24 protein-coding genes and 2 tRNA genes are annotated in these 21,729 nt (G+C 67.7%); 7 read left to right on the forward strand and 19 right to left on the reverse strand.

Going from position 1 to position 21,729, the window contains the following annotated elements; genetic code table 11:
• Nucleotides 1-256: 256 nt before the first annotated feature.
• The 5 genes from pucL to ACWF4Z_RS37505 all read right to left on the reverse strand — a co-directional run bounded on the left by pucL (nucleotide 257) and on the right by ACWF4Z_RS37505 (nucleotide 3,753).
• On the reverse strand, nucleotides 257-1,162 hold the full coding sequence (pucL, locus tag ACWF4Z_RS37485) for a factor-independent urate hydroxylase (RefSeq protein ID WP_452247994.1): 906 nt from the start codon (nucleotides 1,160-1,162) through the stop codon (nucleotides 257-259).
• Between the two features lie 6 nt (nucleotides 1,163-1,168).
• A complete protein-coding gene (gene uraH, locus ACWF4Z_RS37490; RefSeq protein ID WP_452247995.1) occupies nucleotides 1,169-1,474 on the reverse strand; it encodes a hydroxyisourate hydrolase in 306 nt (101 codons plus the stop codon).
• Nucleotides 1,471-1,965 (reverse strand): 2-oxo-4-hydroxy-4-carboxy-5-ureidoimidazoline decarboxylase, encoded by a 495-nt coding sequence (uraD, locus tag ACWF4Z_RS37495; protein ID WP_452247996.1) that lies wholly within the window; start codon nucleotides 1,963-1,965, stop codon nucleotides 1,471-1,473. The genes uraH and uraD overlap by 4 nt, the downstream gene beginning before the upstream one ends.
• A 90-nt stretch (nucleotides 1,966-2,055) precedes the next feature.
• Complete coding sequence (locus ACWF4Z_RS37500) at nucleotides 2,056-2,538, reverse strand: helix-turn-helix domain-containing protein (protein ID WP_452247997.1); 483 nt, start codon at nucleotides 2,536-2,538, stop codon at nucleotides 2,056-2,058.
• A 9-nt stretch (nucleotides 2,539-2,547) separates the two neighbouring features.
• A complete protein-coding gene (locus ACWF4Z_RS37505) occupies nucleotides 2,548-3,753 on the reverse strand; it encodes a DUF6986 family protein (RefSeq protein ID WP_452247998.1) in 1,206 nt (401 codons plus the stop codon).
• 130 nt (nucleotides 3,754-3,883) lie between these two features.
• Here ACWF4Z_RS37505 and ACWF4Z_RS37510 point away from each other — a divergent pair, with 130 nt between their 5' ends.
• The gene (locus tag ACWF4Z_RS37510) at nucleotides 3,884-4,639 is read left to right on the forward strand and encodes an IclR family transcriptional regulator (RefSeq protein ID WP_452247999.1); all 756 of its coding nucleotides are present in this window, start codon (nucleotides 3,884-3,886) and stop codon (nucleotides 4,637-4,639) included.
• 22 nt (nucleotides 4,640-4,661) lie between these two features.
• Here the strand turns inward: ACWF4Z_RS37510 and ACWF4Z_RS37515 are convergent, their stop codons facing one another.
• Nucleotides 4,662-5,237, reverse strand: coding sequence for a GNAT family N-acetyltransferase (locus ACWF4Z_RS37515; RefSeq protein ID WP_452248000.1), 576 nt, complete (start codon nucleotides 5,235-5,237; stop codon nucleotides 4,662-4,664).
• A 10-nt stretch (nucleotides 5,238-5,247) separates the two neighbouring features.
• Nucleotides 5,248-6,252, reverse strand: a complete 1,005-nt coding sequence (gene fgd, locus ACWF4Z_RS37520) for a glucose-6-phosphate dehydrogenase (coenzyme-F420) (RefSeq protein ID WP_452248001.1) — start codon at nucleotides 6,250-6,252, stop codon at nucleotides 5,248-5,250.
• Nucleotides 6,253-6,626: 374 nt separating this feature from the next.
• Between fgd and ACWF4Z_RS37525 the strand changes: the two genes are divergently transcribed.
• Nucleotides 6,627-7,466, forward strand: coding sequence for a carbon-nitrogen hydrolase family protein (locus ACWF4Z_RS37525; RefSeq protein ID WP_452248002.1), 840 nt, complete (start codon nucleotides 6,627-6,629; stop codon nucleotides 7,464-7,466).
• Nucleotides 7,467-7,502: 36 nt separating this feature from the next.
• A complete protein-coding gene (locus ACWF4Z_RS37530) occupies nucleotides 7,503-7,994 on the forward strand; it encodes a methylated-DNA--[protein]-cysteine S-methyltransferase (RefSeq protein WP_452248003.1) in 492 nt (163 codons plus the stop codon).
• Between the two features lie 96 nt (nucleotides 7,995-8,090).
• Here ACWF4Z_RS37530 and ACWF4Z_RS37535 read toward each other — a convergent pair whose 3' ends face one another.
• Together ACWF4Z_RS37535 and ACWF4Z_RS37540 are read right to left on the reverse strand one after the other, a co-directional pair.
• Nucleotides 8,091-8,537: a hypothetical protein gene (locus ACWF4Z_RS37535; RefSeq protein ID WP_452248004.1), complete on the reverse strand. Its 447-nt coding sequence runs from the start codon at nucleotides 8,535-8,537 to the stop codon at nucleotides 8,091-8,093.
• A gap of 10 nt (nucleotides 8,538-8,547) precedes the next feature.
• Nucleotides 8,548-9,459 (reverse strand): DUF72 domain-containing protein, encoded by a 912-nt coding sequence (locus tag ACWF4Z_RS37540; protein WP_452248005.1) that lies wholly within the window; start codon nucleotides 9,457-9,459, stop codon nucleotides 8,548-8,550.
• 71 nt (nucleotides 9,460-9,530) lie between these two features.
• Between ACWF4Z_RS37540 and ACWF4Z_RS37545 the strand changes: the two genes are divergently transcribed.
• Nucleotides 9,531-9,905 carry a hypothetical protein gene (locus tag ACWF4Z_RS37545; protein ID WP_452248006.1) on the forward strand — a complete coding sequence of 125 codons (375 nt, stop codon included), beginning with the start codon at nucleotides 9,531-9,533 and terminating at the stop codon, nucleotides 9,903-9,905.
• A gap of 22 nt (nucleotides 9,906-9,927) precedes the next feature.
• On the opposite strand, the gene ACWF4Z_RS37550 is transcribed toward ACWF4Z_RS37545, so the two are convergent.
• The 6 genes from ACWF4Z_RS37550 to ACWF4Z_RS37575 all read right to left on the reverse strand — a co-directional run bounded on the left by ACWF4Z_RS37550 (nucleotide 9,928) and on the right by ACWF4Z_RS37575 (nucleotide 15,499).
• Nucleotides 9,928-10,887 carry an acetylxylan esterase gene (locus ACWF4Z_RS37550; protein ID WP_452248007.1) on the reverse strand — a complete coding sequence of 320 codons (960 nt, stop codon included), beginning with the start codon at nucleotides 10,885-10,887 and terminating at the stop codon, nucleotides 9,928-9,930.
• A 26-nt stretch (nucleotides 10,888-10,913) separates the two neighbouring features.
• Entirely contained in the window at nucleotides 10,914-11,372 is a 459-nt protein-coding gene (locus ACWF4Z_RS37555) for a hypothetical protein (protein WP_452248008.1), read from the reverse strand.
• Between the two features lie 45 nt (nucleotides 11,373-11,417).
• Nucleotides 11,418-12,386 carry a hypothetical protein gene (locus ACWF4Z_RS37560; RefSeq protein WP_452248009.1) on the reverse strand — a complete coding sequence of 323 codons (969 nt, stop codon included), beginning with the start codon at nucleotides 12,384-12,386 and terminating at the stop codon, nucleotides 11,418-11,420.
• Between the two features lie 97 nt (nucleotides 12,387-12,483).
• Nucleotides 12,484-14,058 carry an LCP family protein gene (locus ACWF4Z_RS37565; protein ID WP_452248010.1) on the reverse strand — a complete coding sequence of 525 codons (1,575 nt, stop codon included), beginning with the start codon at nucleotides 14,056-14,058 and terminating at the stop codon, nucleotides 12,484-12,486.
• Nucleotides 14,059-14,432: 374 nt separating this feature from the next.
• A tRNA-Ser gene (locus tag ACWF4Z_RS37570) sits at nucleotides 14,433-14,522 on the reverse strand.
• A gap of 83 nt (nucleotides 14,523-14,605) precedes the next feature.
• Nucleotides 14,606-15,499 (reverse strand): LLM class flavin-dependent oxidoreductase, encoded by an 894-nt coding sequence (locus tag ACWF4Z_RS37575; protein WP_452248011.1) that lies wholly within the window; start codon nucleotides 15,497-15,499, stop codon nucleotides 14,606-14,608.
• Between the two features lie 158 nt (nucleotides 15,500-15,657).
• Here ACWF4Z_RS37575 and ACWF4Z_RS37580 point away from each other — a divergent pair, with 158 nt between their 5' ends.
• Nucleotides 15,658-15,894 (forward strand): hypothetical protein, encoded by a 237-nt coding sequence (locus ACWF4Z_RS37580; RefSeq protein WP_452248012.1) that lies wholly within the window; start codon nucleotides 15,658-15,660, stop codon nucleotides 15,892-15,894.
• Between the two features lie 176 nt (nucleotides 15,895-16,070).
• Here the strand turns inward: ACWF4Z_RS37580 and ACWF4Z_RS37585 are convergent, their stop codons facing one another.
• From ACWF4Z_RS37585 to ACWF4Z_RS37600, 4 genes are all read right to left on the reverse strand, one after another.
• Nucleotides 16,071-17,951, reverse strand: a complete 1,881-nt coding sequence (locus ACWF4Z_RS37585; RefSeq protein WP_452248013.1) for a phosphoenolpyruvate carboxykinase (GTP) — start codon at nucleotides 17,949-17,951, stop codon at nucleotides 16,071-16,073.
• 323 nt (nucleotides 17,952-18,274) lie between these two features.
• Nucleotides 18,275-19,495, reverse strand: coding sequence for a hypothetical protein (locus ACWF4Z_RS37590; protein ID WP_452248014.1), 1,221 nt, complete (start codon nucleotides 19,493-19,495; stop codon nucleotides 18,275-18,277).
• A complete protein-coding gene (locus ACWF4Z_RS37595; protein WP_452248015.1) occupies nucleotides 19,492-20,085 on the reverse strand; it encodes a hypothetical protein in 594 nt (197 codons plus the stop codon). The genes ACWF4Z_RS37590 and ACWF4Z_RS37595 overlap by 4 nt, the downstream gene beginning before the upstream one ends.
• 128 nt (nucleotides 20,086-20,213) lie before the next feature.
• Complete coding sequence (locus ACWF4Z_RS37600; RefSeq protein WP_452248016.1) at nucleotides 20,214-20,768, reverse strand: hypothetical protein; 555 nt, start codon at nucleotides 20,766-20,768, stop codon at nucleotides 20,214-20,216.
• 125 nt (nucleotides 20,769-20,893) lie between these two features.
• Between ACWF4Z_RS37600 and ACWF4Z_RS37605 the strand changes: the two genes are divergently transcribed.
• Both ACWF4Z_RS37605 and cutA read left to right on the forward strand, forming a co-directional pair.
• Nucleotides 20,894-20,966: transfer RNA gene (locus ACWF4Z_RS37605), tRNA-Arg, on the forward strand.
• 326 nt (nucleotides 20,967-21,292) lie between these two features.
• Nucleotides 21,293-21,613 (forward strand): divalent-cation tolerance protein CutA, encoded by a 321-nt coding sequence (gene cutA, locus ACWF4Z_RS37610; RefSeq protein WP_452248017.1) that lies wholly within the window; start codon nucleotides 21,293-21,295, stop codon nucleotides 21,611-21,613.
• The last annotated feature ends 116 nt before the right edge of the window (nucleotides 21,614-21,729 follow it).

Below are 21,729 nucleotides of genomic sequence, written 5' to 3' on the forward strand. Positions count from 1 at the left end.
GTCGAAGATCGCGCAGCGACGCCGAAGGCGCCCTTGACGCACACCACCGCGACCAGCACCATCACGCAGCCCGGAGACCGCGCCACCACAGTCCCTCCGCGCAAACCAGATGAGCGGCATACCAGCACTTCGCGCCCCGCCGAAGGCGGCAACAAGACAGCTGCCGCGCAGCGGCGTCGGGTCAGCTGCCGCGCAGCGGCGTCGGGTCAGCTGCCGCGCAGCGGCGTCGGGTTAGCCGCCGTGGAGTGGTGTCCGGTTAGCAGAAGCCGGGGGTGGCGTGCCAGGCGGCGCCGGGGGTGGTGGCGTCGTCGCGGAGGACGGTTGCTTCGATCAGGCCGTAGGGGCGGTCGGCGGCGATGAAGACTTCTCCTGGGTTCTCGACGTCGAACGGGGTCAGGTCGACCAGGAAGTGGTGTTTGTTGGGGGCGGAGAACTTGATCTCGGCGACCTCGGGGTGCTGTTCCAGGACGGCTTCGCCCATGCCGTAGAGGGTTTGCTGCAGGGCGAAGCTGTGGATCTTGGCGAACTGCTCGAGGAGCAACGTCTTGATCTGGTCGTACGACTTGTCCCAGTCGACCTCGGTGTGGTCGTAGCGCCAGCGCGCGACCAGCGAGGTGGCGAGGATGCGGTCGTCGGTCTCCGGCAGGGTCGTGTACTTGTCCTTGAGGAATCCGTGGAACTCCGAGCCGGTCGACTTGAGCACGGTCAGGTCGCGGATGCCGGACACGACGTACCGCTGCTGTTCGTCACCACGGCCCTCGACGTTGACGACCGTCGTCCGCACGCCGCTGCCGGCCCGGACGAAGGAGTGGTCGTGGCCGGCGCCGTCGACGGAGATCCGGTCCCAGGCGTACTCCTCGACCTCGATCCGGGCACCCTCGGCCGCGGGTGACGCGTCCAGGAAGTGCGCGCCGAGGGTCAGCGCGAAGTCCTCGATCGCGCCGACCCCCTTCTCCTTGGCGAAGGCGAAGGCGGTGTTCTTCTGCGTGTCGGTCGGCAGGACGTCGCTCTGGTCCCCGGTGGTGTGCGCGGCCTCGAAGTTGCCGCGGAGGGCCGACGAGACGCTCAGGTCGCGGATCTGGTGACGCGGTGTGTCGCGGTAGATGCGAACGACGCGGCTCTCGGCTTTGCCGTACTGGTTGGCTCCCAGGCGGATGGTCATCTCGGATCAGCTCCCTCGGTAAGTGGAGAAGGCGAACGGGCTGAGCAGCAACGGCACGTGATAGTGCCGCTCGTCAGTGACCGTGAAGGTGACGGAGACCTCAGGAAAGAAGGAGTCTTGGTTGCGAGCGGCAACGTCGAACCAGAGTCGGTAGATGCCCGGCTCGAGCTGGGCATCCAGCTCGGCGATGCGCCCGTCGGCATCCGTCGTACCGGTCGCCCGGACGACGTCACCGTGGTAGAGCCGGACCGGCATCCCCTCAACTGGTTGCCCAAGGCCCGTATCCAGGACGTGGGTACTGAGGCTGCTCATGCGTCCACCACCTTGCCCAGTCGAAGCAGTGCGATCTTGCGAAGCTCTTCCCGTACGACGAGAGCCTCGGCGACCGGGTCGTGGGTCAGGCGCCCGCGCAGATTCGTCAGTATTTCCTGGGCCGTGAGCCCGGTGGCGCAGATCAGGAAGACCCGAGCGAATCGTGCCTCGTACTCACGGTTACCCTCGGCAACTGCTGCCCGTACGTCGGGATCGTCGCCGACCCCGGATTGCTCCTTGCGCGACCAGGCCGCCTCGGTGCTCGCACCCTGGGCCCGGTCGCCGATCCGCGGGTGGGCCTGGAGGGCGCGATCGACCTCGTTGTCGTCGAGCTCTCGCAGCGACTGGTCGGCGACCGCGAGCAGCACGGTGAGCTCGCCGTACGGGCGCTTGGCCAGGATCCCGTCGACCCACAGGGGAACGTCACAGCAGGCCGCCAGCATCGGTCGCAGCCGGTCGGCCGGAGCGGAGTTGAACTCCTGCAGGTCCACGGATCACACCTTCTCGAATCCCGAAATCAACTTTCCGTCTGCCGAGAGCGTGGCAGGTCCTTCACCCGATCGTCAACAGTTTGTTGAAATTCATCGGGAGCGGTTCAAGTAGTTGTAGACCGTGAAGCGGGTGACACCGAGTGCTTCGGCCACGATCTCCGCGGACTTGCGGTACTCGAAGGCGCCGCGCGCCTCCAGCAGCAGCACCGCCTGCTGCTTGTCGGTCCGGGACAGCGTGTGCAGCGGCCCGCCGAGCTCATCGGCGACCTCGGCGATCAGCGCGTCCACGCCACCCTTGCTCTGCGACCGAAGGGCAACCAACGGCTCACCGAGCTCATCGACCTGATGGATGCGCAGGGTGACTTGGTTCGCGCCGCTGTCGAACGCGGCCTGGAGTACGCCGGACATCGCGGGCAGCAGCAGCTCCTGCTCGCCGCGTACCTGCGTGCCGAGCGGGCCGAACTCGCACTCGAGCCCGGCCTCCTGCGCCGCCCGCAGCGCTTCGGTCGCGTGCGCGGGTGGTGATCCTTTGACGTCGAACGGTTCGGTGGTGAACTCCGCTACCAGTCGCATGTCGCGAGGCTAACCCGCGGCCGGCATCGGGCGGCGGGCCAGCGTGAAGAGTGTTGCCAGGTCGACGCCGATCTCGCCCGGATCGACGGCACCACAGTCGAGGCCGCGGAGCACGAAGCCGGCCAGGGCCGCCGCGGTCGCGGGCTCGTCCAGGTAGCCGGATTCACCCTGACCCAGGTAGGCCTTGAGCCGATTCAGGGCTTCATCCAGACCCTCGCGGTAGAAGAGGTAGGTCGCGACGAATCGGGTCGGGAGCTGGGCGGGATGCATGTCCCAGCCCTGATAGATGCCGCGCGCGAGCGAACGTCGTACCAGCCGGTGGTGAAGACGCCAAGCCGCGTGCACGTTGTCGCCGACCGGGAGCACATTGGTGGAGCCGTCGGAGACGAACACGCCGGTCCCCGCTGCGGCTACTTGCATGACGTCCTTGGCGTGGTCGGCGACCGGATGCTCCATGCTCTGGTACGCCGCGGCCACCCCGAGCGAGGCCGAATAGTCATAGGTGCCGTAATGCAGTCCGGTGACGCGTGGATGCCCGGCCTTGAGCATCCGGGCGATCAACGCGGTGCCGTCGGATCCGAGGATCGCCTGTGGGGTCTCGACCTGGATCTCGAACCTCAGCTCAGGTACGGCGTGCGCCCGCTCGAGCTCCGCGAGTACGACGACCATCGCCTCGACCTGCTCGACCGACGTCACCTTCGGCAACGTGATCACGAAGCCATCCGGGATCCCTGTTTTCGCCAACTCCCGAAGGAACAAGTCGAGCGTCCGCACACCGCGTCGGCGCGTCGGCGCTTCGAGCGACTTGATCCGCAGCCCGTTGTACGGCGGCGCGTCGCCGGCCTGCACGGTCTCCGCCAGGACGCGGGCGGCCGCGATCGCTGCCGCATCCTCCTCGTCGTCCGGCCTCGCGCCGTACCCGTCCTCGAAGTCGATCCGGAGATCCTCGATCGGCTCGCGCTCGAGCTTGGCGGTCACTCGCTCGTAGACCTGGTCCGCCTGCTCCACCACCTCGACCAACCCATGCCGATCGGCAGCCTCGAGTGCCTGCGCACCCCAGTCGCCGACCGTCCGAGCGTCGTACCGATCGGCGGGAACGTAGACGGTGTGGACCGGCTGGCGGACGCCGCGGTCGCCCGGGTACTCCGCGGCCAGCGCCGCGTCGGCGTCCGCGAGCCGCCGATCCAGCGCGCCGATCAGGTCATCCAAGCTCATGCGACTGCCCTCCAGGAGGTCGGAATTCCGTATCGCGGAGACTAGTATCTGCTTTGTGGAAGTCGCAAGCGCCTCGTCTTCCAACATCTGAGGTTAGACTTCCGCCATCCGGAAGTGTGGAGAGATCAGAATGACGGAAGCGAAGCCCCGCACCGGCAGTGTGCAGTCCATCGAGCGCGCCTTCGGCCTGCTCGAGACCATGGCCGACGCGGGCGGGATGATAGGCCTGTCCCAGCTCGCCGCGGAGTCCGGGCTGCCGTTGCCGACGATCCATCGGCTGGTTCGCACCTTGGTCGACCTCGGCTACCTGCGTCAAGAACCCTCCCGGCAGTACGTCCTCGGCCCGAAGCTGATCCGCCTCGGCGAGAGCTCCTCGCACATGCTCAGCGTCTGGGCCCGCCCACATCTGGCGCACCTGGTCGACGAGCTCGGCGAGTCCGCCAACATGGCGATGCTCGACGGCGACCAGATCGTCTACCTCGCGCAGGTCCCGTCCCGGCACTCGATGCGGATGTTCACCGAAGTTGGCCGCCGGGTCCTCCCGCACTGCACCGCCGTCGGCAAGGCGATCCTCGCCCAGCTGCCCGAATCCGAGGTCCGCGACCTCCTCCACCGCACCGGGATGCCGCAGCACACCGACAACACCCTCACCACCGCCGATGCCTTCACCAGCCAGCTGCGTAAGGCCGAGGAACACGGCTATGCCACTGACGAAGGCGAACAGGAGGTCGGCGTCCGCTGTGTAGCGGTCGCCGTCCCCGACGCCCCGACCCGCCTGGCGATGTCCATCTCCGGCCCAGCCGGCCGCATGACCGAGGACCTGGTCGAGCGAGCGGTCCCGCTCCTCACCCAGGCCGCCAAGGCTCTGTCAGACGACCTCCGCTGACGCCGGGACCAGGACCCAGGGACTAGGGGGCGTACGTGCGCCACCGTTCGGTGAGCTCGTAGCCGAGGGACTGGTTGGCCTGCAGGCTGGCCTGGTTGGTGGCGGCCCCGCCGGTGCTGAAGCGGGTGATGCCGACGTCCAAGAACGCGAGGATCGACGCGGCTTTGACGGCTTGAGCTACCCCCCGGCGGCGGTGTGACGAAAGGACGGACGTGAAGGCGGTGTCGCCGAACCCCTGATGAGAACGGATGACGGTCGCACCCACGAGACGTGAGCCGTCGAAGGCACCGAAGACGCGATGCTCGGGCCACAACTCACGGATGGTGGCGAGATCGCCGACGACCCGGTGGGTTGCGGGCGTGTTGGGGTAGTCGGGTTCGTTGGTCTTCTCCAGGCCGTGAAGAGCCTCGGCCGCCTCGACACCCAGTTCGCGGATGGTGAGTCCGCCGGCGGTTGCCCGCAGTACGGCGGACTCCAGCAACTCGCGGTCAGGGGCCAGCAGGCGGACCGCCCAGGACTCCGCGACCACGCGGTAGCCGGCTGCTTCCAGCTCGGCACACCGCGGGTCACTGTCCTGCAGGATCTCGTAATCGCCCACCAGGTGATTGTCAGCCCAGTTTGCGCAGGAGCGGAAGAACGTCGGAGGTGAACTGGGTGAGGAAACGCTCCTGATCCTGACCAGGACCGTGGACGACGAAGTGGTTGAAGCCGGCGTCGACGTACGGCTGGAACTGCTGCACGACCTCCTCCGGGTCGGACGCGACGATCCAGCGCTTCGCCACCTGCTCGATGGGGAGCTCGTCGGCCAGCCGCTCCATCTCGGTCGCGCTGGTCACGCTGTGCTTCTGCTCCGGCGTCAGTGACAGCGGCGCCCAGAAGCGGGTGTTCTCGAGGGCGGCCGCCGGGTCGCGGTCGTACGACACCTTGACCTCGAGCATCCGGTCGATGTCCTCGAACTTCTTCCCGGCCTTCTCCGCGCCTTCCTTGACGGCGGGAATCAGCTTGTCGGTGTAGAGGTCCATGCCCTTGCCCGACGTCGCGATGAAGCCGTCGCCCACGCGGCCCGCGTACTTGGCCACGAGCGGCCCGCCGGCGGCGACGTACACCTTGAGCGGGGTCTCGGGCCGGTCGTAGATGAACGCGTCGACGGTCTTGTAGTACGGGCCCTCGGAGCTGATGCCGTCCTGCGTCCACAGGTCGCGGATCAGCTGGACCGCCTCACGCAGCCGGGCGAACCGCTCCTTGAACTCGGGCCACTCCATCCCGGAGACCGCGATCTCGTTGAGCGCTTCGCCGGTCCCGACGCCGAGCATCACGCGGCCCGGATACAGCATGCCGAGGGTCGCGAAGGCCTGCGCGATCACCGCGGGGTTGTAGCGGAAGGTCGGCGTCAGCACCGACGTCCCGATCAGGACCCGGTTGGTCCGCTCGCCGACCGCCGCCATCCAGGCCAGCGCGAACGGCGCGTGCCCGCCCTCGTGCCGCCACGGCAGGAAGTGGTCCGACACGGTCACGCTGTCGAGCCCGAGCTCTTCGGCCCGGACCGAGTACTCGACCAGGTCTCGTGGCCCGAACTGTTCCGCCGATGCCTTGTACCCGACGCGAATGCTCACCCTGTGTACTCCCTAGCTCGTCGACCGGTGCTCTTTGAGGACAACCGCATTCAGGTCCGACTTTATGCCGCGCCGGTGTTTGACCACCGGCGGGTCGTCGGAGAGGATGTGGTTCCGGCGCGGCCCGCGCCTCACCTTCGTCGACCGGCCCCAGCCTGGTCACCTCGAGAAGGCAAAGGGACTTCCTGTCTCGGGCCGCTCGTCCTGGTCTCTGCCTCGGACGGGATCGCTGGGGGATCGCGGACGAGTGCGTGGAAGGCCAGATGACAGCGCACAGGAACTTCAAGCAGCGGGTCCGATCCCGTGCCGCCAAAACCGGCGAGTCCTACACGGCTGCCCTCCGGCACTTCCGTCCAACTCCCTCAGGAGAAGACATGCCGGACAGCAACACCGTACGGATCGCCGTCGCCCAGTCGACGGTCCACCAAGATCCAACTGACCCTCAGCTTCTCCGCGCCGGCGGCGCCGAGGTCCGCTCGCTGATGAAGCAGGCCGCGGCGGCGGGTGCCCGCCTGGTCCACCTCCCCGAAGGCGCGCTCAGCTTCCCCAGCAAGGTGATCATGTCGTCGCTCGGCCCGGACGAGATCGGCCCGTCCGACTGGACCCGGGCCGACTGGGCGGTCCTGCAGGACGAGCTCGACCAGGTCGTCACACTCTCGAAGCAGCTCGGGATCTGGACCGTGATCCCGTCGATCCACCCGCTTCCGGATGCGCGGCCGCACAACAGCGTGTACGTCGTCTCCGACCAGGGGAAGGTGGTCGCGCGGTACGACGAGCGCGCCTTGTCGACCACCAAGGTCACCTGGATGTACACGCCGGGCACGCAGCCGGTGACGTTCGACGTGGACGGGTTCCGGTTCGGGCTGGCGCTCGGACTGGATGTGATGTTCCCGGAGTTCTTCACCGAGTACGACGCGCTCGGCGTCGATGCCGTGCTCGTCTCGTACTCGACCTCCGGAGTCACGCATCACGAACACATCGGCGTCCAGGCCCGCGGGTGCGCGGTGAACAACACGGCGTGGGTCAGCTTGTCCGTCCCGGTCAACGCCGACGGCGGTCTCAAGTCGGGCGTGGTCGACCCGCGCGGCGCGTGGGTGGCGCAGACGGAGGCCGATGACGTGCCGGGGATCGCGGTCGCCGAGCTGGAGCATGAGGACTGGACGACGGTCGGCCGAAGCTTCCGGCAGCGGACCCGCGAGCGCATCGGGTCCTGAGCCTCACACGTCCGGGTGCTGGCGCGTTCTATTCACATGAACAGGCATGCGATCGTCAGCACCCGGATCGGTGACCTCACGCTGGTCGCCTCCGACAACGCACTGGTCGGCGTCTACTTCCCGCACCACTGGGTGAAGCCGACGCCGGAAGTCCTCGGTCACCGGGTCGAACCCACCGACCCGGTCATCGCGGCGGCTGCTTCGGAGCTGGACGAATACCTCACCGGCGCGCGGGCCAGCTTCGACATCCCGACCCTCCTGCGCGGAGACGAGTTCCAGCGGCGCGTGTGGTCGGTCCTCGAGGAGATCCCGTACGGCGAGACCACGACGTACGGCGAGATCGCTGCACGCCTCGGCACCCAGGCCCAAGCCGTCGGCAAGGCAGTCGGCCAGAACCCGTTGTCGATCGTGATCCCGTGCCATCGGGTGGTCGGGAAGAACGGATCCCTGACCGGATACGCAGGCGGCCTCAAGCGCAAACAGTTCCTCCTAGAGCTCGAGGAGCCTGTCGGAGTCCGGCTGTTCTGACGATGCGGAGCTGCAGGCCATCACAATCGCCGGCACCAGCCGGAGTTGAGCGTGCGGCCGCCCCGACAGCCCGATTGTGATGGCCTGGAGCTCCGCCTACAGCCGGCCGACCTGTTCGGCGTACCAATCGAGCTCGGTCAGGTGCTCGGCGATCTGGCGAAGGGTCCAGTTGGGGGTGCGGTCCTTGTCCCACTCGGCGGGGTCGAGAGCGGCGTACCGGAGGGTGAACGTCCGGCCCAGCCGGCGCAGTCGCTGCTCGGCCTCGCGTGCGTCGTCGACCGTGAACGGCGCGAGGTCGGCTCGACTCGTGAGCGCCGAAGCCTGCCACTCGTCGGGCTGCGTCGGCACGCCGGCGAGCAGTGCCTCGACCTCGGCGAGGTGGTCGATCAGGTGGTCGGCGATCCGGCGGACCGCCTTGTGGGGTGTGAAGGTCCGGTCGTCGTCGGACGTCAGCGGCTGCCCGTCCCACGCCGGCCAGGTGACGACCAGCTCGAGCGAACGCTGGACCGCTTGCTCCACCAGTGCTCCAGGATTATCTGCCATGCGACAGACGCTAAGCCCGTGATGCTTCGGTATCCGCCGAAGTGATCCCGAGTCGGCGGGCCAGGGACTCGGCGTCGAAGGGCGCTCGTACCTTGACGTCGTTGTCGAAGTAGATGAAGACATCGCGCTTCCGCCGGCGGGCGCGCGACGTTCCGATCGTCTTGCCGTCGGTCGGCGTACCGCCGTCGTGCCAGGTGCGGATCTTGTCGGCCCAGCGGTCCAGGGCCTTCTCGTCGTACCCGCTGACATAGAGCTCGTCGGCACCGTGCAGCCGGACGTAGACGAAGTCCGAGGTCACGTCGTCGAGCATCGGCCACTTGCCGGCCGTGTCGGCGCAGACCAGTGCTACGTCGTACTCGCGAAGCAGCTTGACAAAGCCTGGTGTCTCGAAGCTCGCGTGCCGTACTTCGATCGCATGCCGGAGGGGGATGTCGACGGCGCACTCCAGCAACGCGCGCCCCTCCATCCGCTCGTCGTGGCCCTTGGCAACTTCCGCGGCCGCGGCGGTTGTCCGCGGCAACTTCGCGAAGAACTCCGCGCACCTGGCCTCGTCGTACCCGAGCGTCGGCGGTAGTTGCCACAGCACCGGACCGAGCTTGTTGCCAAGAGCAAGCACTCCGGACGCGAAGAAGTTCGCCAGCGGCGCGTCCACATCGGCCAGCTTCTTCAGGTGCGTGACGAACCGCGGCCCCTTGACCGCGAACACGAATCCGTCCGGGGTCTGGTCGTACCAGCGCTGGTACGACGTCGGCCGTTGGAGTGAGTAGAACGAGCCGTTGAGCTCGATCGAGTTCAGCCGCCTGGACGCGTACTCCAGCTCGGCCCGTTGCGGCAGGCCGTCCGGGTAATACACCTTCCGCCAAGGTGGGTAGCGCCAGCCCGAGATCCCTACCCGGTAGGGACTGCTCGGCCAACGATCCATGGTCTCGATTATGCAGTGTGAAGGCGCGGCCGGAGTCGTCACTGGTCCGCTGGATCACCTACGGTGAGTTCATGGCGTTTGCTGCGAAGGGGAGCCGGGGCGAGTCGTTCCTGGCGGTGGTCGTCGGCGGTGGGACGGCGTTCGGGCTGGTCGTGATCACTTCGCGCGCCTGGAAGGCGTGTCACGTCGACGTAGCGGGCAGCGTGCCGAACGGCCTCACCCTGCTGTTCCTCGGCCTGCCGCTCGCCCTGATCGTGAACCTGGTCCTGTTCAACGTCGTCTTCCGCTACGCCGGCAAGGCCTTCCTCTTCTCCCTCGTCGCCGCCGCCATCGCGATCGCCATCGCCGACCTGGCCCTCTTCTCCTGGCAAGGCACCCCCGCAGCCTCCCCCGGCACCTGCCCCGGCAACATCCCCCCATGGTGGCCCACCTGGATCCCCACCTGACCCGCAGCCGCCGAGGAGGATCTCAGAGCTTGGTGCTGATGAGTTGGTAGATGTCGTCGTGGGCGCCGGGGAGGTCGTCGTGGCCGAAGTCTGGGTAGAGGCGGGCTTCCTTGGGTGACGTGATCTTGTTGTAGGCGGCGAACTGGGTGGACGGCGGGCAGGTCTGGTCTTCGAGGCCTACGAAGAGGGTTACCTCGGCCTGGATGCGGGGGGCGAGGTTCTGTACGTCGATGTAGCCGAGGGTCGTGAACACCTCGTCCTGACGCAGATGCCTGGGATCGCGCTTCTTGAACCACGTGACGATCTCGTCGTACGGGCCCTTCTCCAGGTTGAGGTCCCAGGTCCGCTGGTAGTCACACAGGAACGGGAACACACTCGCGGTGTACTTGATCGACGGCGTCAGCGCGGCCGCGACCAGGCTGAGTCCGCCGCCCTGGCTCCATCCGGTCGTCGCGATCCGCGCGGCATCCACCTCCGGCAGGCCGCCGATGATGTCCGCGAGCCGGCGGGTGTCCAGGAAGACGTGCCGGTAGAGCAGCCCGTCCGGCCCGTCGTCGAGACCGTGGACGAGGTGGTTGTGCAGGGAGAAGCTGTTCGGCGCCTGTGACGCCGTACGGAACCCGACCTGCTCGCGTACGTCGAGAGCCGCGACCGTGAACCCACGGGCCGCGTACGGAAGGATGTCGACCCACGCCGGCTGCTCACCGCCGTACCCATGGAACAGCAGCACCGCCGGCCCGGTCGGCTCCGCAGGGCGGACAACCTTCGCGTGCACGCGGTATCCGCCGGTGCCGTTGAAGTACAGATGCTGCGCGGTCGCCGTCGTCAGCGGGAAGTCGGTCGCGTCGACGAACTCGGTCTGCGGGTCGACACCGTCGAGCTCCAGCAGCGCCTTGTCCCAGTACTGGTCGAAGTCCGCGGGTCGCGGGTTCGTGCCCGGGTAGGCGATCAGTTCGTCGTACGACAGGTCGAAGGACAGCACGCGAGCTCCTTAGATTGGCGGCTGCATTATTCTGCGCGATCCGCCTCGTCCGGGGCAGTGCCGTCCCAGATCGTGTACCCATGGGCCGCGTTCAGCTTGTCGCGCAGCGTGGTTTCCAGGCTCTCGGCCCGGCCGGGCGCGAGCCAGGAGAGCGGCACCAGCACGGCGTCGTCGGGATGCTTGGTCCGGAGCGCGATCGCCGCGCCATGTGTGGTCTCCACCCGGCCGACCTCGGTGATGTCGGTCCAGGACGTCCGTACGCCGCGCACCTCGATGCCGCTGTCCCGCAGCTTCACGACCTTCGGCGGAAAGGCCAGGATCCACACCCCGGCCACCGCGATCAGCGCGCCCAGGGTCACGAACACGGAGACCGCCACGGCCGGCAGCCCGACGGCCCACAGGACCGCCGCCACGCCGAGAATGATCAGCCCAGCGGCCGGGATCCCGAGGAACCTGCCCGCTCGCATCCGGTACGTCGTACGCATCGCCACAGGATCTCATCGCCGGACGTGCCCGCCCGCCGCGGGGTTTCAGAACGCGTCGGTGTCCGAGGTGGGGGCATTGCCGAACGGCGTCTTGGTCAGGCTGATCGTCCAGTCGTACGAGCCGTCGAAACGGTCGTCGTACTTCTGGTACGAGCAGTCCTCGGTGAAGCGCCGGTTGGCGGCGTCCCAACTGGAACCACCCTTGAAGTAGACCCAGTAGTCGCCGCGGATCCCGCTCAGCGTCGCGCTCTTGTTGGAGCGCACGTAGATCGAGGCTTGCGGCGTCCTCGGGCTGCTGTTGGTCACCACGATCACCACGTCGCCACCGGCGTTCGAGATCTTCAGGGTGCCGGGCCCGCGCGCGCCGGAGCGCTGGATGACGTCGCCGTTGGTCCCACGCCCGTTGAGCACCGCCGGTGCCGCCAGCGCCGGCGGGACGGACAGCGCGCCGAACTTGACGCCCTTGCCGACCGACTTCTGCACGCTCTGCGCCAGTGCCACGTACGCCGTCCGGACGCCGGCCTTCGCCTGGTACAGCCGGACGTCGAGGGGCTTCGGCAGATTACAGCTCGTCTTGGTCGACCCGACGGCCGAAAGGTTCGCACTCACGTCGCCCGCGTAGCCGTCGAACGCATCGAGGACCGCCGGGTGCGCGCCGACCAGCCCGCGCGGCGGGGTGATCTTTGCCAGCAGCCCCTGCTCGAGTACGACGGCCTTCGCCAACTGAGACCGTTGATAGTCGAACTGGGCAACGGTCTGCGCCTTCATCACCCTGGTGACATAGGGCTTCAGGGTTTTGTCGACGTTCGTCATCGCGCGCTGGTACAGCGGGACCGTCAGCGCCACCGGGGTCGGTTTCACCGTCGGCTTCGGCGACGGCTTCGTGGACGGCGGTGGAGCACTCGTCGTACTGCCGCCGGCCGGGGTGGTGGCGGGCGCTTTCGCGTCGCCGCTCTCCGGATCGCCGCTGCAGCCCGCACAGGCCAGTACTGCGATCCCTACCGCGATCACCATCGAACGCCGCACAGTCACCCCCAGGTGTGACTCGGTTCCAGTGCGGTCAAGTGTTCCCAGCCAGGGGGTCGTTCAGACCCGAAATGTCCGGATGTTGTCAGTTGGTCCCGGTCTGGCTCGGGTCGTAGGCGCAGGCGTCGTTCAGGTTCTCCGCCGCACCGGGCGTCGTCGTCGTCTTCGGGGTCGTCTTGGTGGTCGGCTTCTTGGTCGTCTTGACCGGCGTCGACGGGGTGGAGGCGACCGGCTTGGTCTTGGGGGCGATCGCGTTCTGGATGATCTCCCGCATCGCGGTGTAGTTCGGGTTCTTGCCGGTCGGGAAGTTCTTGTTCTTGTCCAGGTCGACGTTGGTGACCTTCGCGCTCTTCACCTTCAGGCCGAGCTGGATGAACGCGGGCAGGATCTCCTGCGGGATGTCGGTGCGGAGCACCTGCTTGCCCGCCGAGGCGATCTCCTGGTACTTCGTCACCAGGGTGCCCGGGTTGACGCTGTTCACCAGCGCGTGGATCGTGCAGCGCTGCCGCTCCTGGCGGGACGGGTCGCTCAGCCCGTACCGGCCGCGGGCGAACCAGAGTGCGTGGTATCCGTCGAGCTTCTGGTTCGGACCCGGCTGGATGTAGCCGGATGGCTTCTTCGCGGTGTTCGAACCCGGGCCGTCGCCGTAGTCGCCACCGATCGGCACCTTGTAGTTGACGTTGACGGTGATCCCGCCGATGGCGTCGATGATCTGGCGGAAACCGGCCAGGTTGACCTGCATGTAGTAGTCGATGTCCAGGCCGAGCGTCGCGCTCGCCGCCAGCTTGACGACGTCCGCGCCCTCGTTGTCGGTCTGACCGAGGATCCCGGGGTGCGCCTTCGGGACGTTGTCGTACATCGAGTCCAGGTAGAACTCCGGCTGCTCGACGTTGCCCTTGCTCGGGTCCCAGTAGCCGTCCGGGTAGACCTTGTGCAGCGGCGAGTCGGCGGGGAACTCCATCCGCATCCAGTTCCGGCTGAGCGAGATGAGGGCGGTGTCGCCGGTCTTGGTGTCGATGCTGGCCACGATCACCGTGTCGGTCCGGGTCCCGGTCCGGCCGGCGCCGTCGTCCGCGCCGAGGAGGAGGAGGTTCAGCCGGGGGGTGTCCGCCCAGGGGTCCTTCTGGTTGCTCACCTTCGGGCGGGTCGCGCTCTTGGAGTTGCCCTCGGACTGGAACACGCTGCCGACCAGGTCGCGCTGCGCCATCACGGTCTGCGCGGCGACAGTCGTCGGTACGGCGATGCCGAAGCAGAGCAGTCCGACGAACATCGAGCCGGCCAGGCGGCCGGTGTAGGTCATCGTGACCGGGCGGAGCAGTTTGTGGGAGGCGACCACGACCCAGATCCAGCACACGCCCAGCAGCACGACCGCGGCGGTCGCGATCAGCAGCTGCCGGGGCGAGACGGCGAGGGCGAGAATCGAGTCACGCTGGGTCAGGCCGACGTACGCGGCGACCACGAGCAGCCCGATGCTGATCGTCAGCACGAACGCGCCGAGCTTGCGTCGCCCGCCCATCACCAGGCCGGAGCCGGGGACGAGAGCGCTGAGCAGGGTCAGACCGATGGCCTTCGAGGCCGTGCGTGCCCGCGGTGAGCGGTGCCGGGACCGGTTGGCACGAGGGGCCGACCTACGTCCCGCTGCGCGAGTACTCCGCGACATGGCTCCGTTTCCCTGATCGACGACGTGGCGGCATCCCGTGGACCGCTGGCAACTGCCCACAGTACGTCTGACGCACACGGCACCCGTTTGGTTGACGTGATGCTAGCGACCCCCGTCGTGCCCGCCAGACTACAACCCCCGCCCCCCACACCCCCAAAGCACCACCCAACCACCCACAGTGACAACTCCCGGGCGCAGCCCGACCTGAACAGCAGCCTGCACCCCGCCGCACCCCGCCGACAACCCGAGCCCGGCAGCGCCCGGGGGGTCCGGGGGGCGAAGCCCCTCCGGGGCGGGGTCTGGGGGCTCCGCCCCCAGAAAACACCCGGAGCTCCCTAGGTCTGCGCGATTCGCAGACAGGGAGCTCCCAGGAGCGGAGGCGGCGAGATTTGAACTCGCGAGAGGGGTTTACCCTCAACCCGCTTAGCAGGCGGGCGCCATCGACCGGACTAGGCGACGCCTCCTCCGACGATCCCCGTGAGGGGATGCGACGACGGCCAAGACTATCGGGTCGACCGGGTCGGCGGCAAAGCGGATCCTCAGCCGGTCACCGACCCATCAACTGCTTGGCCTCGGCGACCCGCTCGGCCGAGCGCCGTGTCATCGGTTCCAGCGACACGATCAAGTGACTGATGCCGAGTTTTTCGTACGCCGAGAACGCGTCAGCCAACTCCTGGACCGAGCCGGCGATCGCCCGCGGATCGGGGTCCGCGACGGCCGGCTGGTCAGGGTCGCGGACGACGATTCCGACCGTGGCGTCGACCGCGTCAGCGGGTTTTCCGGCCCCATCCAGCGCCTCACGGAGCACAGCCAGCTTCGCATCGACCTTCTCGTCGGCGGCGCCGTACCAGGCAGTGTTCCAAGCGTCAGCCCACTCGGCCGTCAGCCGCATCATCCGCGGCCGACCGCCGGCGACGAGGATCGGGATCCGGTGCGGCGGCGCCGGATCGAGGACCGCCTCCTTGACCCGGTGGTACGTCCCGTCGAACGTGACCGTCTCACCCCGAACCATCCGCGCCACGATCTCGAGCCACTCCTCGAACCGCCCGACCCGATGATCGGTCGGCAGCCCGAACGCCTCGTACTCCGGATCGTGCCACCCAGCCCCGACCCCGAGGATCAACCGCCCGCCAGACACCTCGTCCAGCGTCGCAGCCATCTTCGCGGTCAGCCCCGGGTCCCGGAACGACGCGCAGAGGACCATCGTGCCGAGCTCGACGTTCGTCGTACTCGCGGCGACGGCAGTCAGCAGCGTCCAGGCCTCGTGCATCCCGTACACCTGGCCAGCGGGATCGCGGTACAGGAAGTGGTCAGCGATCCAGACCGAGTCCAGCCCGCTCAGGTCGGCGCCCTCGGCAACTTCGCGTACGTCGTTCCAGCTCGGCTTCCCGCCGGTGGGACCGTCTCCGTCGCCGAGCGGAAGCATCACGCCAATCTTCATGCGCTCAACCTACCCAGCGTCCCGATCGGCCGAACGGTGAAACGGGTCGGTGCTGTGATGCGGCGGTGGTGTGTCCGAGATATTCAGCGGGTACTCCAGAACATGCCCGGGTGCGAGGTCACAGTGAGGAGCGGGCAGTCGATCCGAAAGGTGAAGACATGACAGCTCCCGCGATGGCAGTTCCGGTGTCAGATCCAAGGCTCCTGCTCGAGCTCGGGTTGCCGGCCCACGTGTCGATCAAGCTCGGCACCACCTGGACCTCGGCCTGGCTCATCGGCCGCCCCCACTGCGCCGACGGCTGGATGGCTCTGGTCCAGTACGTCGACCCAGCCGGCCACGAGCAAACCCTCCGCCTCCCCGCCGACCGCGTGGCCCTGACGGCCGGCTCAACCTGACTGGGTGGATCTCCAGGCCATCACAATCCACGGGTCTGGCCGAGGTCAGGCGTGAGGTCTGCACTGGACGACGATTGTGATGGCCTGGAGATCCGTCACAGCGCGGCGCCCCGATGGTGTCGGGGCGCCGCGCTTGCGGGTCCGGTTGCCGGCTTCCGACTCAGCAACCGGAGATCTCAGCCGAGGCGAGCTTTCAGGTTGTCCAGCTCGACCTTGAGCTCCGTCGGCACGGTGTCGCCGAGCTTGGCGAACCACTCCTCGATCAGCGGGATCTCGGCCTTCCACTCCTCGGCGTCCACGGTCAGCGCGATGTCGAGCGCGTCCGTGCTGAGGTCCAGCCCGGAGACGTCGAGCGCGCCCGGCGCCGGCACCCGGCCGATCGGGGTCTCGACCGCGTCGGCCTGACCCTCGATCCGGTCGATGACCCACTTCAGCACCCGGCTGTTCTCACCGAACCCGGGCCAGACGAACTTGCCCGCGTCATCCTTGCGGAACCAGTTCACGTAGAAGATCTGCGGCAACTGCGCGGCGTCGTGCTGCTTGCCCACGGTCAGCCAGTGGTCGAAGTACTTGCCCGCGTCGTACCCGAGGAACGGCAGCATCGCCATCGGGTCACGCCGTACGACGCCAACCTGGCCGACGGCGGCCGCCGTGGTCTCCGACGACAGCGTCGCGCCCATGAACACGCCGTGCGCCCAGTCCCGCGCCTCGGTCACCAGCGGAACCGTTGTCGCGCGCCGGCCGCCAAAGATGATCGCCGAGATCGGGACGCCGTTCGGGTCGTCGAACTCGTCGGCGAGGATCGGGCACTGGGTGATCGGCGTACAGAACCGGCTGTTCGGATGGCTGGACAGCTCGCCCGACTCAGGCGTCCACTCGCGGCCCTTCCAGTCGGTCAAGTGGTTCGGCGGGGTCGGCGAGTAGCCCTCCCACCACACGTCACCGTCGTCGGTCAGTGCGACGTTCGTGAAGACCGAGTTGCCCTTCTCGATCGTGCGCATCGCGTTCGGGTTGGTCTTCCAGCCGGTGCCGGGGGCAACACCGAACAGGCCGAACTCCGGGTTCACGGCGTACAACCGACCGTCCTCGCCGAAGCGCATCCAGGCGATGTCGTCGCCGAGCGTCTCGACCTCCCAGCCCTCGAGCGTCGGGTCGAGCATCGCCAGGTTGGTCTTGCCGCACGCACTCGGGAACGCGGCCGCGACGTAGTGGACCTTCTTCTCCGGCGAGATCAGCTTCAGGATCAGCATGTGCTCGGCCAGCCAGCCTTCGTCGCGCGCCATCGCACTGGCGATCCGCAGCGAGTAGCACTTCTTGCCCAGCAACGAGTTACCGCCGTACCCGGAGCCGTAGGACCAGATCGTCCGCTCCTCGGGGAACTGGACGATGTATTTCTCGTCGTTGCACGGCCACGGCACGTCCTTCTGCCCGTCCGCCAGCGGGGCTCCGACCGAGTGCAGGCAGGGCACGTACTGCGCGTCGGTGCCCATCTTCTGCAGGACCTCGGTGCCGGTGCGAGCCATGATCCGCATCGACGCGACCACGTACGCCGAGTCGGTGATCTCGACACCGAACATGGGCTTGTCCGCGGTCAACGGACCCATGCAGAACGGAACGACGTACAGCGTCCGGCCGCGCATCGAGCCGCGGTACAGCTCGGTCATCAGCGCCTTCATCTCGGCCGGCGCCATCCAGTTGTTGGTCGGACCGGCGTCTTCTTCATCCACCGAGCAGATGAACGTGCGCTGTTCGACCCGGGCGACGTCCGAGGGATCCGTGCGTACCCAGAACGAGTTCGGCTTCTTCGCGTCGTTCAGGCGGACCATCGTGCCGGCCTCGATCAGCTCCGCGGTGAGCTTCGCGTACTCCTCGTCCGAGCCGTCCATCCAGTGGATCCGGTCGGGCTGGGTCAGTGCGGCGACCTCGGCCACCCAGGCCAGCAGGCCGGCGTGACGGGTCGGCGCGTGCGTCAGGTCGTACGGCGTCTCGGCCGCCGACTCCGTGGACGCTGGGTGGGTCGCGGATTTGGTGCGGGTCGGGTTGGCGATGGTCGTCATCGGCGGCTCATTCCCTCTCGGCTGTCGGACCCGGCGTCCGCCCGGTCCCTCGACGCTGAGGGGGGTACGGCGTCGGCCGCCGGGGTCTCCGGCGGTGCGATTCAGCTGGCTGGCGGTGTGATCTGTCGCATACCAGTGCGTCCAGTGGACGTATACCAGTGTGCAAGTGGTACTAACGGTACGCGACTCGGCGCATGTCGTGGAAGGCGCTGAACGTGAACCCGGTCACAATGTTTCGGCGACAACCGCTTTCCGGTGAACCTTGTGAAAATGAGAACGGCCCGCGCGGGATGCGCGGGCCGTTCCGGAGATTTTGTGGTGGATCAGCTGGTCTGCCGCCAGATGTCGTTGAGGATCCGTTGGACGTCGGGCTCCTCGCCCGGAGTGGCGGAGGTGACCGCGGCGCCGACCAGCCACCAGCGGCCGCCGCTCTCATACGCCCTCGTCATCATCACCGCGTACGGGGCTTGGGCGTGGACGGTCAGCCAGGTCCGCCCGTCCTTGGCGGTCGTGGGTGCCACTGTCTTGTAGACCTTCGTCCACTGCTGGTCGAACGACGCTCGGTCGGCCAGGCAACCGGCGAGACTCGCGCAGGGGTGCAGCGCGATCCGCGCGTCGAGTGAGCCCTTCAGTCCACCCTTGACGAAGTCGGAGTGGGTCAGGATCCGCCGGTAGACCATCGTCGACGATTCGCCGAGGAAGACCACCTCCGGCGGCCGCGGCCAGCCGAGCGCGAACGGGAGCTCGGCGTTCGTGATCACCTGCAGGTCGGCGTCGGCGGCGTACGTGGCACCGACGACCCCGGGGGATCCGTCCGGTCGCTTGTAGGGCGCTGTCGTGATTTTGGGGATCGCGGGCAGGAGGACGGGCGTCGGGTAGCCACTCGGCGAGACGGCCGCGGCGGGCGGTGCTGCGGTCGGGTCGTCCTTCACGGCGCTGCCGATCGCTGTGCCGACGGAGTAGGTCACCGTGAAGACGATCAGAACGATGACTGCGGCAACTACATAGACACCTTTACCCAGCCTTCCCGCGACGCCCACCGCTGCGGGTTGCTCGGGTTGGATCGGCTGTTCGGGTTGCGGTGCGGCTGGGTTGGGTTGTTGCGTGGCTGGGCTGGATTGTGGGTGGTCGACGTACGACGGGAGCTGGTCGGCGGCCGGCGGCATTGCGCCGTACTGGCTGAACTGGGCGCGGACCGCCTGCACTGACTCGTCGTCGTTGCCGAGGATGCCGTCGAGTGGGTCGAGTAGACGTTCGGCGCCGGACTGGCCGGGGATGAGTTGTGTGACGGCGTACGGGCGTTCGGAGTTGAAGTTGGCCGCCCACAGTGGGGTCTCGAGGCGGCCTGGTTCGAGAGCGGCGGTGCGGCTCGCCGACACCAACCTGTCTCGCACCGACGCGTCGCGCGCGCCGGCCTCGCTCAAGACCAGGGCAACGATCTCCATCCCGGTGAACGTGCGACCGTGCCACAACTCCGCCAGCGGGTGCTGCAGGAGTCGCTGATCCAGCTGGTAGCCGGGGATCTCTGGCAAGCTGTTACTCACTTCGCCTCCCAGATCGCCCGGTCAGCGAGCGCCAACGCCGCCTGCTGAGCCGTGTCCGCGTTGATGGGGTTGGCCGTGTAATCGACCTGTACGACGAGATCCGCGCGCTGCACGAGGGTCTGCACGGTCCACGATTCACCGGCATCACCCTTCGGCGCTCGCCTGGCCTTGGTCGGGTACGGCCGGTCCGCCACAGCGGTCATCGGCGAGCGGGTAAAGGTCTTCTTCGCCACCTGCTCGGGCGTGAACGGCGAATTCCCGGCGCCGGCGTCCATTCCGCCGTACGCGGTGATCACGACCGTCACCGCGCCGGCCGCATACTGGGCGACCTTGCCGCGGCTGGTGCCTGCCTCGCAGCTGACCGAGGTCTTGCCGCCCTGCACCATGACGACCGGCTCGGGCCTACTAGATGCCGAGGGCAACAACGCCGACACGTCCCCGATCCGCGCGCACAGGTCGGCCGGCATCGATCGCGCCGGCACGATGTCCTCCGGCTGCACCGGCTCGCCGACGGCGAACCCGAACCCAGCTCCCGCAACCGCAGCCACTCCGCACGCGATCGCCGTACGCCGCACCAATCGACTCGCCACACCCGTGACCCTAGCCACGCGAAGGTCCTCCCTCAGAATTCAGCCAACCTCGGCCTGAGACGCACGCCAACATCCCGCCGGTTCCAGCTGACCTGGAGACGTCAGCGTCTGTCCGTGTCCAACTGGTTCTAGTCGAGGAGCGTCTTAACCGACCCGCCGGACTCCGTCAGCTTCGCGCCCAGGCCGTTGAGCGCATCGCCGACCGTCGCGAGGATCCCGGACAGATCCTGCAGGTTCCCGGCCAGGCTCTCGACCTCGTCCGCGACGCTGCCGATCTGCCCGCTCCCGTCGTTCAGCTTCTTCGCCGCGGCATCGCCGATCCCGGGGATCTTGTCCAGCTCGCCAGCCAGCCCCGAGAACATCCCGGCCGCATCCTTCAGCCGGTCCTTCGCCGCGTTCATCGTGCCCGCACTACCGGTCAGCGCCTTCCGCGCCCCACCCTCGCCGTCCTCCCCAACCAGAGCCCCGGCCGCCTTGGCCGCCTGCTCACCGGCTTCGGCCAGCCCAGACCCGATCGTCTTCAGCAACTCAGGCAGCTTCCCGATCAACCCGAGCGCGTCGTCCGGCAGCTCCCGCACCAGATTCAGCACTTTCTGGAAGTCGTCGGAGTTCTCCATCACGAACCCAACGGCCTTCTTCACATCCCCCAGATCCCGCCCACCCAGCAAGTCCTCGATACCCATGCCCCGGATCGTAGGGCCCCACCCCCCGCCACCCAGGCCACCCCGCCGTACGCCCCTTTCCGCACCGCAAGAGCCGATTGGCCTAGACGCGCCGCCGCCATGTATCGTTACTCGACGTTGTCCCAGCGCTCGTAGCTCAACGGATAGAGCATCTGACTACGGATCAGAAGGTTGGGGGTTCGAATCCCTCCGAGCGCGCAAACCGAAAGCCCAGGATCAGCCCGCTGACCTGGGCTTTTTCGTACTCCCGGGAACTGTGGTCCACCCACCGCGCCCGCTACGCGCGCTCCTCCGTCGCGTGCTACAGCGACCACTCCCACCCGCCTTCCTTGCGCGCTCATCGCGCTTCATCAACAGCCCTGTGCTACCGCCCCCATCCACTCCGCCAGGCACCCGCAACACAGGGCCGTCTGCTCCCTTGCAGTTGGCCGAGGTGTTAGCGCCGGGCTCATCACCCAGACCAACGACGTACACGCACCGCGTCATCGTCCGCGGCAACCGATGCCGGACCTAGACTCGGCCGCATGGCTGGGTACCTGCAGGTGTCGACAGCGGCGGCGACCCGTGACGAGGCGGTCCAACTCGCGGGGTCAGCAGTAGGACCTGGCCTCGCTGCGGGAGCGCAAGTCGTTGGCCCGGTCGTCTCGGTCTTCTGGCATGAAGGCCAGTACGGCGAGGGCGAGGAGTGGCAGGTCTTGCTCAAGACCACCGAGCACCGGTACGCCGAGCTCGAGGCTCATTTGTTGGAGAACCACTCCTGGAGCAACCCTGAAGTGACGGCGATGCCCATCACCGCTGGTTCCTCCGGCTATCTCGACTGGCTCGATCGCACGACGAAGGGCTAGACGGTATGTGGTGACGTCGTCGTGGTGACGTCGTCGTGGTGGCGGGGTTGCGGGCCGGGGCCTCACTCACACAGATTCGTGGGTTACCGAGTAGGGGCTGCCTGCTCGGTCTGTCC

It is taken from the genome of Kribbella sp. NPDC055071 (assembly GCF_053608045.1).